The following is a 14,239-nucleotide window of genomic DNA, read 5'->3' as shown; positions in this document are numbered from 1 at the left end:
CGATTCAGCCCCGGAGGCGAAGCTCGCGCGGTTTTGAGGCGCACCAAAAACAAAACCCCACAGGCGCGAGCCTATGGGGTTTTGAGCAATAAAAGCCTGACGATGACCTACTTTCACAGACGTCCGTCCACTATCATCGGCGCAAAGGCGTTTCACTGTCCTGTTCGGGATGGGAAGGAGTGGTACCACCTTGCTATGGTCGTCAGGCGTAACTGGTTGAGAGATTGTCTTTGGGGGACAACCGCTCCAATCTTGGAAGAAGCGCAACGTGTGGGGGATCAGAGACTGGCTCGATGATCCCGCACAGTGGGTGTAATTGGTGTTGGCTGGCTGCTGACGGGGCAGCCAGATTTTGTATTGAACGACACTTGGAACGCTATATCACCAGGTCATAACCATCAGTGTTATAGGATCAAGCCTCACGAGCAATTAGTATCGGTTAGCTTAACGCATTACTGCGCTTCCACACCCGACCTATCAACGTCCTGGTCTCGAACGACTCTTTAGGGGGATCAAGTCCCCGGGATACCTAATCTTCAGACGAGTTTCCCGCTTAGATGCCTTCAGCGGTTATCTCTTCCGTACTTAGCTACCCGGCAATGCCATTGGCATGACAACCGGTACACCAGAGGTACGTCCACTCCGGTCCTCTCGTACTAGGAGCAGGCTCCGTCAAGTATCCAACGCCCACGGCAGATAGGGACCAAACTGTCTCACGACGTTTTAAACCCAGCTCACGTACCTCTTTAAATGGCGAACAGCCATACCCTTGGGACCGGCTACAGCCCCAGGATGAGATGAGCCGACATCGAGGTGCCAAACACCGCCGTCGATATGAACTCTTGGGCGGTATCAGCCTGTTATCCCCAGAGTACCTTTTATCCGTTGAGCGATGGCCCTTCCATTCAGAACCACCGGATCACTATGTCCTGCTTTCGCACCTGTTCGACTTGTCAGTCTCACAGTCAAGCACGCTTATGCCATTGCACTATCAGCACGATTTCCGACCGTACCTAGCGTACCTTCGAACTCCTCCGTTACACTTTGGGAGGAGACCGCCCCAGTCAAACTGCCCACCATGCACTGTCCCCGATCCGGATAACGGACCAAGGTTAGAACCGCAAACAAACCAGGGTGGTATTTCAAGGATGGCTCCACGTGATCTAGCGACCACGCTTCAAAGCCTCCCACCTATCCTACACAGGCCGGTTCACAGTCCAATGCAAAGCTACAGTAAAGGTTCATGGGGTCTTTCCGTCTAGCCGCGGGTAGATTGCATCATCACAAACACTTCAACTTCGCTGAGTCTCAGGAGGAGACAGTGTGGCCATCGTTACGCCATTCGTGCAGGTCGGAACTTACCCGACAAGGAATTTCGCTACCTTAGGACCGTTATAGTTACGGCCGCCGTTTACCGGGGCTTCGATCAAGAGCTTGCACCCCATCACTTAACCTTCCGGCACCGGGCAGGCGTCACACCCTATACGTCGACTTTCGTCTTTGCAGAGTGCTGTGTTTTTAATAAACAGTCGCAGCCACCGATTCTCTGCGACCCCATCATGCTAAGCGCGCAGGCGCTTCACACTACCGGGGTATACCTTCTCCCGAAGTTACGGTATCAATTTGCCGAGTTCCTTCTCCTGAGTTCTCTCAAGCGCCTTGGAATATTCATCCCGTCCACCTGTGTCGGTTTGCGGTACGGTCTCGTACAGCTGAAGCTTAGAGGCTTTTCTTGGAACCACTTCCAATCACTTCGCAAGCAATGCTCGCTCGTGCCGTACCCTTGATTTACGCGCCCGGATTTGCCTAAGCGCCATCTTCGATACGTCAACAGGGACATCCAACACCCTGATGATCTTCCGCGATCCGTCCCCCCATCGCACTGTACGACGGTGCTGGAATATTAACCAGCTTCCCATCAGCTACGCATCTCTGCCTCGCCTTAGGGGCCGACTCACCCTGCGCCGATGAACGTTGCGCAGGAAACCTTGGACTTACGGCGAGGGGGCTTTTCACCCCCTTTATCGCTACTCATGTCAGCATTCGCACTTCTGATACCTCCAGCAGCCTTTACAAGCCACCTTCGCAGGCTTACAGAACGCTCTCCTACCGCGTGCACAAAGTGCACACCCGCAGCTTCGGTTTATCGCTTAGCCCCGTTACATCTTCCGCGCAGGACGACTCGATCAGTGAGCTATTACGCTTTCTTTAAAGGATGGCTGCTTCTAAGCCAACCTCCTGACTGTCTATGCCTTCCCACTTCGTTTCCCACTTAGCGATAATTTGGGACCTTAGCTGGCGGTCTGGGTTGTTTCCCTCTTGAGTCCGGACGTTAGCACCCGGTGCTCTGTCTCCCAAGCTGTACTTGCGGGTATTCGGAGTTTGCCATAGTTTGGTAAGTCGCCATGACCCCCTAGCTATAACAGTGCTCTACCCCCCGCAGTAATACTTGAGGCACTACCTAAATAGTTTTCGGAGAGAACCAGCTATTTCCAGATTTGTTTAGCCTTTCACCCCTATCCACAGCTCATCCCCTAATTTTTCAACATTAGTGGGTTCGGTCCTCCAGCACGTGTTACCGTGCCTTCAACCTGGCCATGGATAGATCATCTGGTTTCGGGTCTACACCCAGCGACTGAATCGCCCTATTCGGACTCGCTTTCGCTACGGCTTCCCTATTCGGTTAACCTTGCCACTGAATGTAAGTCGCTGACCCATTATACAAAAGGTACGCAGTCACCCCACAAGGAGGCTCCTACTGTTTGTATGCATACGGTTTCAGGATCTATTTCACTCCCCTTCCGGGGTTCTTTTCGCCTTTCCCTCACGGTACTGGTTCACTATCGGTCGATCACGAGTATTTAGCCTTGGAGGATGGTCCCCCCATCTTCAAACAGGATTTCACGTGTCCCGCCCTACTTTTCTCACGCTTAGTTCCACACACAAAATTTCGTCTACAGGGCTATCACCTGCTACGGCCGGACTTTCCATTCCGTTCGACTATCTTGCATGCTAAAACGTGAAGGCTCTTCCGATTTCGCTCGCCACTACTTTCGGAATCTCGGTTGATTTCTTTTCCTCGAGCTACTGAGATGTTTCAGTTCACCCGGTTCGCTTCCACTGACCTATGTATTCAGTCAGGGATACTCCTTACGGAGTGGGTTTCCCCATTCGGACATCTGCGGATCAAAGCTTGTTTGCCAGCTCCCCGCAGCTTTTCGCAGGCTACTACGTCCTTCATCGCCTGTGATCGCCAAGGCATCCACCATATGCACTTAGTCGCTTGATCCTATAACGCTGTAGGCTATAGGACCTGAGTATTAGCGTTTGTGCCGTTCATAAGTTTCAAAGCAGTCTGAGGTTATTCACCCCAGTCTTGAGAACTTGGAACAAAATTAATGCAATCACAACCCGTACCCATCTTCATCAGCAAGCTGATTACTCGATGAGCACATTTCGTTGTGCTTCTTCCAGATTGTTAAAGAACGAATATAGCTGTCAGGTAAAACCTAACTCATAAGACCGGGCAGACATTATCCGCACGACGCTATGAGTTAGCCTCTACATCCCACCAGGCACAGGTCTTGGTGGAGGTGAACGGGATCGAACCGATGACATCCTGCTTGCAAAGCAGGCGCTCTCCCAGCTGAGCTACACCCCCATATCCACAGCATCTCTACCTGCGAATACTTGGTGGGTCTGGTTGGATTCGAACCAACGACCCCCGCCTTATCAAGACGGTGCTCTAACCGACTGAGCTACAGACCCAAAACCTTCTCGGATCAGTAGTCAGAAGTCATGGACACAGGGAGGAGTCCCTCTACCCAAGCCCACAACCGATCCCAGCTATATCAAACAACCGATAAGAGTGGACGCTTAACACGAGCACTAAGCTCTGAAAGGAGGTGATCCAGCCGCACCTTCCGATACGGCTACCTTGTTACGACTTCACCCCAGTCATGAATCCTACCGTGGTAATCGCCCCCCTTGCGGTTAGGCTAACTACTTCTGGTAAAACCCACTCCCATGGTGTGACGGGCGGTGTGTACAAGACCCGGGAACGTATTCACCGCGACATGCTGATCCGCGATTACTAGCGATTCCGACTTCACGCAGTCGAGTTGCAGACTGCGATCCGGACTACGATCGGGTTTCTGGGATTGGCTCCCCCTCGCGGGTTGGCGACCCTCTGTCCCGACCATTGTATGACGTGTGAAGCCCTACCCATAAGGGCCATGAGGACTTGACGTCATCCCCACCTTCCTCCGGTTTGTCACCGGCAGTCTCATTAGAGTGCCCTTTCGTAGCAACTAATGACAAGGGTTGCGCTCGTTGCGGGACTTAACCCAACATCTCACGACACGAGCTGACGACAGCCATGCAGCACCTGTGTTCCGGTTCTCTTGCGAGCACTGCCAAATCTCTTCGGCATTCCAGACATGTCAAGGGTAGGTAAGGTTTTTCGCGTTGCATCGAATTAATCCACATCATCCACCGCTTGTGCGGGTCCCCGTCAATTCCTTTGAGTTTTAATCTTGCGACCGTACTCCCCAGGCGGTCAACTTCACGCGTTAGCTGCGCTACCAAGGCCCGAAGGCCCCAACAGCTAGTTGACATCGTTTAGGGCGTGGACTACCAGGGTATCTAATCCTGTTTGCTCCCCACGCTTTCGTGCATGAGCGTCAGTGTTATCCCAGGAGGCTGCCTTCGCCATCGGTGTTCCTCCGCATATCTACGCATTTCACTGCTACACGCGGAATTCCACCTCCCTCTGACACACTCTAGCCCGGTAGTTAAAAATGCAGTTCCAAAGTTAAGCTCTGGGATTTCACATCTTTCTTTCCGAACCGCCTGCGCACGCTTTACGCCCAGTAATTCCGATTAACGCTTGCACCCTACGTATTACCGCGGCTGCTGGCACGTAGTTAGCCGGTGCTTATTCTGCAGGTACCGTCAGTTTCGCGGGGTATTAACCCACGACGTTTCTTTCCTGCCAAAAGTGCTTTACAACCCGAAGGCCTTCATCGCACACGCGGGATGGCTGGATCAGGGTTTCCCCCATTGTCCAAAATTCCCCACTGCTGCCTCCCGTAGGAGTCTGGGCCGTGTCTCAGTCCCAGTGTGGCTGGTCGTCCTCTCAAACCAGCTACGGATCGTCGCCTTGGTGAGCCGTTACCCCACCAACTAGCTAATCCGATATCGGCCGCTCCAATAGTGCAAGGTCTTGCGATCCCCTGCTTTCCCCCGTAGGGCGTATGCGGTATTAGCTACGCTTTCGCGTAGTTATCCCCCGCTACTGGGCACGTTCCGATACATTACTCACCCGTTCGCCACTCGCCACCAGACCGAAGTCCGTGCTGCCGTTCGACTTGCATGTGTAAGGCATCCCGCTAGCGTTCAATCTGAGCCAGGATCAAACTCTTCAGTTTAATCTCTGTATTTGTTTCGTATTTCTTAGTTCCGAAGAACCGAGTCATACGTCGCTACTCAAAGGAAGTGAGGTATGTGCTTAGACTTGACATCTAAGGTACTTCACTTCTAGTGAGCACTTGATTTCATTGTGCTTGTGACAGGTTTTAAAAACCAGTCACTGTGCACTCGCATCAAGCGCCCACACTTATCGGTTGTTTAATTGTTAAAGAGCGGTACTGCTAAATTCTGTACTACCAAACTACTTACTACATCTTCTGCTTTTTTCGGCGATTTCGCTTTCGCGTCGATCGCTGTGTCAGCAGCAGAGAAACGAGATTATGAAGAAGTTTTTATCGTTTGTCAAGTCAGCGTTGCTTGCTTCACTTCGCTGCCTTGCCTACGACCTCTTCAGGCCTCACCAGGCTCGCGCCCGGCTTTCTCTTTAGCAGCTATCGAAATAGCAGGGTTAACCCTAAGTTTTCGGTAACTGCCAAGCCTGAAACTATAACACAACTTTTGCAGATTATGCAACCGGCTTTTGCCTAATTTGCATCCTATCTTGCAACCCCGCCGCTTCGTGAATCGCTTCACTTCGCAGCAGCCCCAGATCGCTCCAGAGGTTGGTTACCGCCCAGTCGGCTTGCAACGCCATTCAGACCACCCTATCGGGTAAACCCTGATTCGCCGTCACCAGCCAAGCCCAAGACTATAGCACAATTTTTGCAGATCGTGCAACTGGCTTCTGCCTGATTTGCACCGACTTACGCAAAATTCGCTGACCGCCGGTTCGAGAGAATCATCACTGACTCACCGCCTTGCTGCCTTGCGGCAGATTCGTCGCCGTAGCGCCAAATCCGTTGCACTTGCCTGGCTTCGCGGCTCACAAAACTGCGTGAACTGCGAAGGAGCGAGACTATAGCACAGAAATTTGGGCTGTCACACGCCGGACGCAAAAAGTCTGATGAATTTTGCGGGCCGCCCCGATATCTGATTTCCACGGGCCGCCCTCTTCCCCGCCGCGGCACTTGCCCAATGGTGCGTCTCTCTATATAGATAGCGCTATGCCCGCCTGCTCCACCGCGCGGTCACCGGAATCCATGCGGTGTCCGCCTGTCTATATATATAGATAGGTCGTCTTGCCCGTGGGCTATCGCAATGCTTGCCCGGCGCTCCGCTACGTTTACTATTCGCCTTGCACTGCCCTTACCCTGGAGATGATGCCCCCATGCCCCCCACCATCGCGTTAAGCGAAGATATCCTGATCAACGTCACGCCCTTCGAGACCCGCGTCGCGCTGGTCGAGCAGGGATCGGTGCAGGAGCTGCACGTGGAGCGCAGCATCCAGCGCGGACATGTCGGCAATATCTATCTGGGACGGGTGGTCCGGGTGCTGCCGGGCATGCAGAGCGCCTTTATCGACATCGGCCTGGAGCGGGCCGCCTTCATCCATATCGCGGACCTGCGCGAGAACCGGAGCGAGCGCAGCCAGGGCCTGACGCCCACGCCCATCGAGAAGCTGCTGTTCGAGGGGCAGACCATCATGGTCCAGGTGGTCAAGGATCCCCTGGGCACCAAGGGCGCGCGGCTGTCGACGCAGATAAGCATGGCTGGCCGCATGCTGGTGTACCTGCCACATGATCCGCACATCGGTATTTCGCAGAAGATCGATTCGGAGTCCGAGCGCATCCAACTGCGGGAGCGCCTGCAGGCGCTGATGCCGGCCGAAGAGAAAGGCGGCTTCATCGTGCGCACGCAGGCCGAGGGCGCCAATGACGAGGAGCTTGCGGCCGACCTGGAATACCTGCGCAAGCTGTGGACCAGCGTACAGGCGGCCGCCCGCACCCAGCCTGCGCCGGCACTGCTGCACCAGGATCTGACGCTGGCGCAGCGGGTGCTGCGCGACATGGTCGGCCCGAGCACCGGCGCGATCCTGGTGGATTCCCGCACCACGACCGCGGCAATGCTGGAATGGGCGCGCATCTATACGCCATCCGTGGTTGATCGCATCCAGCACTACAGCGGCGAGCGCCCCCTGTTCGATACGGCCAATGTCGATGAAGAGATCGCGCGGGCATTGTCGCGCCGGGTCGATCTGAAGTCGGGCGGCTACCTGATCATCGACCAGACCGAGGCGCTGACCACGGTCGACGTCAACACAGGGGGCTTCGTTGGCGGCCGCAACTTCGACGACACCATCTTCAAGACCAATCTGGAAGCGGCGCAGGCCATCGCCCGCCAGCTGCGGCTGCGCAACCTGGGCGGCATCGTGATCCTCGACTTCATCGACATGGAGGAACAGGAGCATCGCGAGACCGTGCTGGCCGAACTGAAAAAGGCGCTGGCGCGCGACCGTACCCGCATGACGGTCAACGGCTTCACCCAGCTTGGCCTGGTGGAGATGACGCGCAAGCGCACCCGCGATTCGCTGGCGCATCAGTTGTGCGAGCCCTGCCCCATGTGCGAGTCGCGCGGCAACGTGCGCACGCCGCGCACGGTCTGCTACGAGATCCTGCGCGAGATCCTGCGCGAAGCGCGCCAGTTCAATCCCAAGGAATTCCGCATCCTGGCGTCGCAGGACGTCGTGGATCTGTTCCTGGAGGAGGAAAGCCAGCACCTGGCGATGCTGGGCGACTTCGTGGGCAAGCGCGTGTCGCTGGAAGTGGAGAACACATACTCGCAGGAAAAATACGACATCATCCTAGTTTGATGCTCGCTGCCTTGCCGCTACGCGGCAGGTTCCGCATGATGCGTGATACAGGAAAGCCGCCATCGCGGCTTTCCTGCCGTTGGCGCCCCCCTTTGGATCATCGCCGTTATCAGTTGCGGCGCAAACTTTCACGTCAATGTGTGTGAATTTTGTATCGCGACACTTCGATTGAAATGAAGTTTGAAACCGATGGCGACGGCGACGATGACCCGATAAGCTCGCCACCGGCTGGCTGGCCCCAGAAGTCAGAGGGCTGCGCCATTTCCCATGTTTTCCGGAGAATCACGTAATGAAAACCCTGTTCCGTCCATTCCTGCTGCTGGCCCTGGCCCTGCCGCTGGTGCTGGCCGCCTGCGGCAACAAAGAACCCGAGCAACGCGCCGCGTTCATGCAGTTCCTGCAGACCCGCATCGTCGACAAGCCCGGCGTGCGCGTGCCGCAGCTGACGGACGAAGAAAAGAAGTCGTTCGGCGACTACGCTGCCCAGTATGCGGTTATCACCGATTTCAATGCCGGCATGGATGCTTCGGTCAAGCCGATGGGCAGCCTGATGCAGAAAGGCGCCGTGCGTTCGCTGAACGATGTGATTGCTCGCCGCGACGACATCAAGACGGTGCAGACCGCGCTCAAGGACATGGGCGAGGCCCTGACCAAGGAACAGGGCAAGGCCGACGCCGCGCATGCGCAGCTCAAGCAGCCCGACGACCTGAAGGCGGTGTACGACAAGGCCTATGACAAGACCGTGACCGTGCCGGCCAACACGTTCCGCGAAGTGCTGCCGCAAATCAGCGGCACGCTGGACAGCAGCCTGAAGGTCGCGGAGTACGTGGAAGCCCACAAGACCCAGATCGACCTGTCGGGCCCGGCCCCGCGCGTGCAGGATCCGACCGTGCTGGCCGAGCTGAACAAGCTGCTGCAGGAGCTGAGCGCGCAGGCGCAGAAGGTGCAGCAGGCGCAGACCCGCCTGCAGGCGGTGATGCTGGGCGGACGCTGATCCCCCGTCGTTGATCGACGACAGGACGGCCCGACGCGGCCGTCCTTTTTTTTGCCAGCACGGGGGTCAGCCGGCAGCGGCGGGGTCGTCCGCCATCACCACCCGGTTCCGCCCCATCTCCTTGGCCCGATAGACCGCGGCATCAGCCGCCTCGACCAGGGTGGCGACATCGTCGTCCGGTCCGGGTATCACCGTGGCCACGCCAATGCTGACCGTCACGATGCCGCCCTCGTTGTCCTCATGCTGCGCGCGCAGGCCAACCACGGCCTCGCGGATGCGTTCGGCGACTTCCAGCGCTCGCTCCTTCGGGGTATCGGGCAGCAGCGCGACAAACTCCTCGCCGCCATAACGCGCCGGCAGGTCACGCGGGCGTCGCGCCTTGCCGCGCACCGTCAGCGCCAGCATCTTGAGCAACTGGTCGCCTTCCTGGTGCCCATAGCGATCGTTGTAGAGCTTGAAGCGGTCGGCGTCGAGAAACAGCAACGACAGCGGCTGGCCTTCGCGCGCGGCGCTGGCCCATTCGCGCGCCAGGGCTTCGTCGAACGTGCGGCGATTGGCGATACCGGTCAGGCCGTCGGTCTGGGCCTCTTTCTCGAGTTGGCTCTCGACCTCCCGCCGCAAGCGGGTCTCGCGCCGGTATAGGACGATCTGCGCCATCACCGAGGCGAATAGCGCGAGCGTGACGGGGATGATCAGCATTGCGCGACGCACCCAGGGCTCGAGCACCTCGTCGACCGCCATCGCCACATCGATGATCAAGGGCGCGCCAGGCACGCTGTCAAACGTGTAGAGGCGGTTGACACCGTCGGGCGCCAGCACGCCGACGAACACGCCCTCCCGCCGTGCCACGAACTGCTGGAAATCGAGCGCCTGGCCAATGTCCGAGCCGAGATCCCGCGATGAATAAGGCGTCCGCGCGATCACGACGCCATCGTTACGGTAGATGGTGATGGCGTCGCGGGGGCCGATCGACAGGCTGGCGAAGCGCTCGCGAAAATACGCCAGGCGCAACGAGCCGGAGACCACGCCCGCGAAGCTGCCATCCGGATTGGAGATCCGGCGGCTGATGCCGATGCTTTCGTCGCCGCCGCGCAGGCGGCTGAGATAGGGGCGGCTGATGTACATGCCGACATCGGCATTGTCGCGATGGATCTGGAAGAAATCACGATCGGCGAAATTCACGTTCGACGGCAGCAGGCTCTGCGAGTCATAGCGGATATTGCCATCCCTGTCCAGGATGAGGATGGTGCCCAGATACTCGGCGCTGGCGGCGCGGTCGAACAGGAAGCGCTGCAGGGTGGCGCGGGGCAGGCTTTCGATGTCGGGCTCGTGCAGTCGCTCGATGACGCCCTGCAGCGACAGGTCGTAGACGCGGATGGTACGGCCGATATCGGCCGAGAGAACTTCCGCCAGATTGCTGGCGGCCACGTATGCCAGGTTCCAGGTGATGCGCCTGTCCATCCACAGCAACGCGACGGCGGCGGCGCAGATACCGATGGCGATCAGCCCCGCCAGGGCATACAGACTGCGGTGTAATAACCCGTGGGACTTCAAGACGGCGCTCCTTCGCTATCGCGGTGGGGTGTCGTGCATTTTTTACGGGTCATAATGCCGCAAGCCTACCCGCGCAGGCAAGCACGCGTACGCGGCGCTACCATGGCGCGTCGGCGTGACGTTTTCCTATCCCATTTAAAAAATCTATGAATAGCACGGACAGGATTTACAGCGTGCCCACCCTGCGGTTCACGCGGTGGCTGATCGATCCGGGCCGCAATGTGCCGCCCGATATCCGGGTCGCGCTGGTCCGCGGGCTGTTCGGTTCGCTGCCGATTTTCTTTGGCGGCATCATCAATACGCTGCTGGTGGCCGCGTTGATCACGCTGCGCCGTCCCGACCCGCCGTTCCTGATATGGCTGGCGTTGGAATTGATGATCTGCGCCTCGCGCATCGCGGTACTGGTGTCCGCCCGCCGCTCGGCGCTGGCCGGCCGACCGACACCGACCGATCTGTACGTCGTGCTGGCGCTACTCTGGGCCGGCAGCGTCGGCTACGGCACCTTCATCAGCCTCATCAGCGGCGACTGGATCGCGGCGACGCTGGCCTGCCTGTCCGCCGCATCGATGGTCGGCGGGATCTGCGTGCGCAATTTCGGCGCGCCACGCTTGTCTGCCACGATGGTTGCGCTAAGCGTGGGGCCGTGCGCGCTGGCCGCCCTGTTTACCAGGGAACCCATTTTCTGGCTGGTGCTGGTGCAGGTGCCGCTCTATATGGCGACGATGTCGATGGCTTCGTATCGCCTGAACGCCATGCTGGTGTCGACCATGCTGGCCGAGCGCGAAAACGAGCGCCAGGCGCGGCAGGATTCACTGACCGGTTTGCTGAACCGATATGGACTGCTGCGGGCGCTGGATCTGGCCGTGGGCCGCGCGGGCCAGGGCAAGGCCGAGTTCGCGGTGCTGTACCTGGACCTGGACGGCTTCAAGTCGGTCAACGACACGTATGGCCACGGCACCGGCGACGCGCTGCTCAGGCAGGTTTCGGAGCGGCTGCTAGCGCTCAAGCCATCCGATGCCGAGGCGGGGCGCATCGGCGGCGATGAATTCGTGTTGCTGATGCGGCTGGACAGCGCGGAGGACATCCGTCGGTTTGCCGAGCGCATCATCGACAGGGTCCGGCAACCCTATGATCTTCAACAGGAAATGCCGATCTACATCGGTGGCAGCATCGGTATCGCGCTGATTCCGCGGCACGGCGCCGACACCGCGGCGGTGCTGCACGCGGCCGACCGGGCGCTGTACCTGGCCAAGTCGGCCGGCAAGAGCCGGGCGGCGATGGCCCAACTCTGACCGGTAGCCGGGCGCGCGCCCCCCACGACCACGCGCCCGGACCGGCGTCAGGTCGCCGTGGCGGCGATGCGGAAGGGAAAGGCCTTGGCGCTGCGGACCTTGTCGGTTTCGCGGTGGGCATTGATGGCCCAGGCCTGACCGGCGCTGCCCGCCGCCTGGACCAGCTGGCGCATGGTGCTGGCGGAAAAGCCGCAACGCAGGGTCAACGCCTGGCGCCTTGCCAGCTCAAACCCGACAGCGTGCGGGGTCGTGGAAATCCGATCCGATTGCAGCATGGCAGCCTCCTGGCAGAGACGCTTCGGAAGTGAAGCGCGGTTGGAGATAAATCTACCTCAGCCGCCGGGGCTTGCGCGTGAAATGATGCGTAAAGTAATGCAAAGAGGCTGTAATACGTAAATCGATCGGACTGTCACACGCCGGTCATGCCGGCGCGCCAGGGTCGGCGTGACCCGCCGGCGCCACCGTTTCGCGGTCCGGTTGGTCATTCCTCCCATCGGCCGGGCCGGTCATGTTGCCGTACAGCAGCGACCGTCCGGCGAACAGCCCGCCGGCCACCTCCAGGTCGAAGCGGTCGCTGTCGCGCCTGCGCACATCGGCCACGACTTCGGCGGCCTCGTCCGGCGGCACGCCGACGGCGCGCAGCGCGGCTTCGCCGAAGACCAGGGCCGATTCAAAGGTTTCACGCACCTGATAATCGACCCCTTCCTTGGCCAGGGCCAGCGAATGGATACGGTCGTAGGCGCGCACCACCAATTGCACCAGCGGAAATTCGGCCTTGATCAGCTTGACCATGTGGTCGACCGACTGCGGATTGTCGATACAGATGAGGATGGCCTTGGCGGTTTCGGCGCCGGCGGTGCGCAGCATGTCGATACGCGTACCGTCCCCGTAATACACCTTGACGCCCCATTTGGCCGCCGCGCGGATGGCGTCGGTGTCGGTATCCAGGATCGATACCTTCATGTCGCGCGCCAGCATTGCCTGGGTCACGATCTGGCCGAAACGGCCAAAGCCGACGATCAGGGCGCAGCCTTCCAGGTCCTGCGCCACGTCCACCCCCTCCATCGACGGCACGGGTTTGGGCAGCAGCCAGCGCAGCGCCAGCACGCACAGCGGCGTGAACGCCATGGAAATGATGACAACCGCGATCAGCACCGCGGCCAGGTGCGCGTCGAAAATGCCGGCGGCAGCGGCGGCGCCATACAGCACGAAGGCGAATTCGCCGCCCTGCGCCAGCAGCGCGGCGCGGGTCAACGCTTCGGCATGGCTGGCGCGCAGCAGGCGCGCGACCAGGTAGACGCCGATGGACTTGACCAGCATGAACACGACCACGCCCGCCAGGATCAGTTGCCATTCGCGCGCCACGGCGGCCAGGTCCAGTGACATACCGACGCCGAGGAAGAACAGGCCCAGCAGAATGCCGCGGAACGGCTCGATCTCGGCTTCCAGCTGGTGGCGAAAGGTGGACTCGGACAACAGCACGCCCGCCAGGAACGCGCCCATGGCCATGGACAGGCCGCCCAGCTCCATCAGCAGCGCCGCGCCCAGCACCACCAGCAGCGCGGCGGCCGTCATGACTTCGCGCGCGTGCGCCGCGGCCAGCAGGCGGAACAAGGGATTGAGCAGCCAGCGGCCGGCCGCCAGCAGCGCCAGCACGCAGCCGATGGCAATGCCCGCCTGCAGCCACGGATCGCCATGCTCGCCGGTGCCGGCCGGCGCCAGCAGCGCCACCAGGGCCAGCAGCGGCACGATGGCCAGGTCTTCGAGCAACAGGATGGAAACGATGCGCTGGCCCTGGGCGCTGGCGGTCTCGTCGCGCTCGGCCAGGATCTGCATGACGATGGCGGTGGACGACAGCACGAAGCCCATTGCCGCCATGAAGGCCGCCGGGCCCGACAGGCCGGCGGCCAGGCCGACCGCGGTCAGCAATGCGCCGCAGGCCACCACCTGGGCCACGCCCAGGCCGAAGATTTCGCCGCGCAGCTTCCACAGCCGCGACGGCTGCATCTCCAGGCCGATGATGAAGAGGAACATCACCACGCCCAGTTCGGCCACGTGCAGGATGGAGCGGGGATCGGAGAACCAGCCGATGCCGAACGGACCGATGGCCAGGCCGGCAGCCAGGTAGCCGAGGACGGAACCGAGTCCCAGGCGCTTGAACAGGGGCACCGCGATGACCGCCGCCCCCAGCAGAACGACGACGTTGACGAGCTGGTTGCCTTCTGCGGGCAGGGACATGGGCGGCTCCTGGGTGGCCTGGCGCGGCGCGCGCGGCGCCGC

Annotated in this window: 6 protein-coding genes, 2 tRNA genes and 3 rRNA genes; 3 read left to right on the top strand and 8 right to left on the bottom strand. The window is 59.7% G+C overall.

The annotated features are described in order from the left end of the window. Nucleotides 1–94: 94 nt before the first annotated feature. The 5 genes from rrf to ABFG95_RS23715 form a co-directional block, all read right to left on the bottom strand. Nucleotides 95–207 (bottom strand): 5S ribosomal RNA (gene rrf, locus ABFG95_RS23735). A 201-nt stretch (nt 208–408) separates the two neighbouring features. Beyond that, a 23S ribosomal RNA gene (locus ABFG95_RS23730) occupies nt 409–3,289 on the bottom strand. Nucleotides 3,290–3,585: 296 nt separating this feature from the next. After that, nucleotides 3,586–3,661: transfer RNA gene (locus ABFG95_RS23725), tRNA-Ala, on the bottom strand. 30 nt (nt 3,662–3,691) lie between these two features. Next, nucleotides 3,692–3,768 (bottom strand) — tRNA-Ile (locus tag ABFG95_RS23720). A 130-nt stretch (nt 3,769–3,898) separates the two neighbouring features. After that, nucleotides 3,899–5,429, bottom strand: a 16S ribosomal RNA gene (locus ABFG95_RS23715). The 16S, 23S and 5S rRNA genes sit together here with 2 tRNA genes alongside, the layout of an rRNA operon. A 1,208-nt stretch (nt 5,430–6,637) precedes the next feature. Here ABFG95_RS23715 and rng point away from each other — a divergent pair. Further along, on the top strand, nt 6,638–8,119 hold the full coding sequence (gene rng, locus ABFG95_RS23710; RefSeq protein ID WP_049072669.1) for a ribonuclease G: 1,482 nt from the start codon (nt 6,638–6,640) through the stop codon (nt 8,117–8,119). A 289-nt stretch (nt 8,120–8,408) separates the two neighbouring features. Further along, nucleotides 8,409–9,113 carry a DUF3053 domain-containing protein gene (locus ABFG95_RS23705; protein ID WP_049072664.1) on the top strand — a complete coding sequence of 235 codons (705 nt, stop codon included), beginning with the start codon at nt 8,409–8,411 and terminating at the stop codon, nt 9,111–9,113. Between the two features lie 66 nt (nt 9,114–9,179). On the opposite strand, the gene ABFG95_RS23700 is transcribed toward ABFG95_RS23705, so the two are convergent. After that, entirely contained in the window at nt 9,180–10,667 is a 1,488-nt protein-coding gene (locus ABFG95_RS23700) for a sensor domain-containing diguanylate cyclase (protein ID WP_278991960.1), read from the bottom strand. 146 nt (nt 10,668–10,813) lie between these two features. On the opposite strand from ABFG95_RS23700, the gene ABFG95_RS23695 reads away from it, so the two are divergent. Beyond that, nucleotides 10,814–11,959 carry a diguanylate cyclase gene (locus tag ABFG95_RS23695; RefSeq protein ID WP_278991959.1) on the top strand — a complete coding sequence of 382 codons (1,146 nt, stop codon included), beginning with the start codon at nt 10,814–10,816 and terminating at the stop codon, nt 11,957–11,959. A 47-nt stretch (nt 11,960–12,006) separates the two neighbouring features. Here the strand turns inward: ABFG95_RS23695 and ABFG95_RS23690 are convergent, their stop codons facing one another. Then, complete coding sequence (locus tag ABFG95_RS23690) at nt 12,007–12,234, bottom strand: hypothetical protein (protein WP_175204098.1); 228 nt, start codon at nt 12,232–12,234, stop codon at nt 12,007–12,009. A gap of 145 nt (nt 12,235–12,379) precedes the next feature. Beyond that, nucleotides 12,380–14,197, bottom strand: a complete 1,818-nt coding sequence (locus ABFG95_RS23685) for a monovalent cation:proton antiporter-2 (CPA2) family protein (protein WP_049072660.1) — start codon at nt 14,195–14,197, stop codon at nt 12,380–12,382. Between the last annotated feature and the right edge of the window lie 42 nt (nt 14,198–14,239).

It is taken from the genome of Achromobacter sp. HNDS-1 (assembly GCF_040084795.1).
In the GTDB taxonomy this organism is placed as follows: Bacteria; Pseudomonadota; Gammaproteobacteria; order Burkholderiales; family Burkholderiaceae_B; genus Achromobacter; species Achromobacter ruhlandii.
The sequence above is the reverse complement of the archived record's forward strand: the minus strand, read 5'-3'. Positions and strand labels throughout refer to the sequence as shown.

What these genes read in the sequence shown, in the direction of transcription:
- rng (WP_049072669.1), top strand. Translation starts at nt 6,638, where the DNA reads ATGCCCCCCACCATCGCGTTAAGCGAAGATATCCTGATCAACGTCACG.
- ABFG95_RS23705 (WP_049072664.1), top strand. Translation starts at nt 8,409, where the DNA reads ATGAAAACCCTGTTCCGTCCATTCCTGCTGCTGGCCCTGGCCCTGCCG.
- ABFG95_RS23695 (WP_278991959.1), top strand. Translation starts at nt 10,814, where the DNA reads ATGAATAGCACGGACAGGATTTACAGCGTGCCCACCCTGCGGTTCACG.
- ABFG95_RS23690 (WP_175204098.1), bottom strand. Translation starts at nt 12,234, where the DNA reads ATGCTGCAATCGGATCGGATTTCCACGACCCCGCACGCTGTCGGGTTT.
- ABFG95_RS23685 (WP_049072660.1), bottom strand. Translation starts at nt 14,197, where the DNA reads ATGTCCCTGCCCGCAGAAGGCAACCAGCTCGTCAACGTCGTCGTTCTG.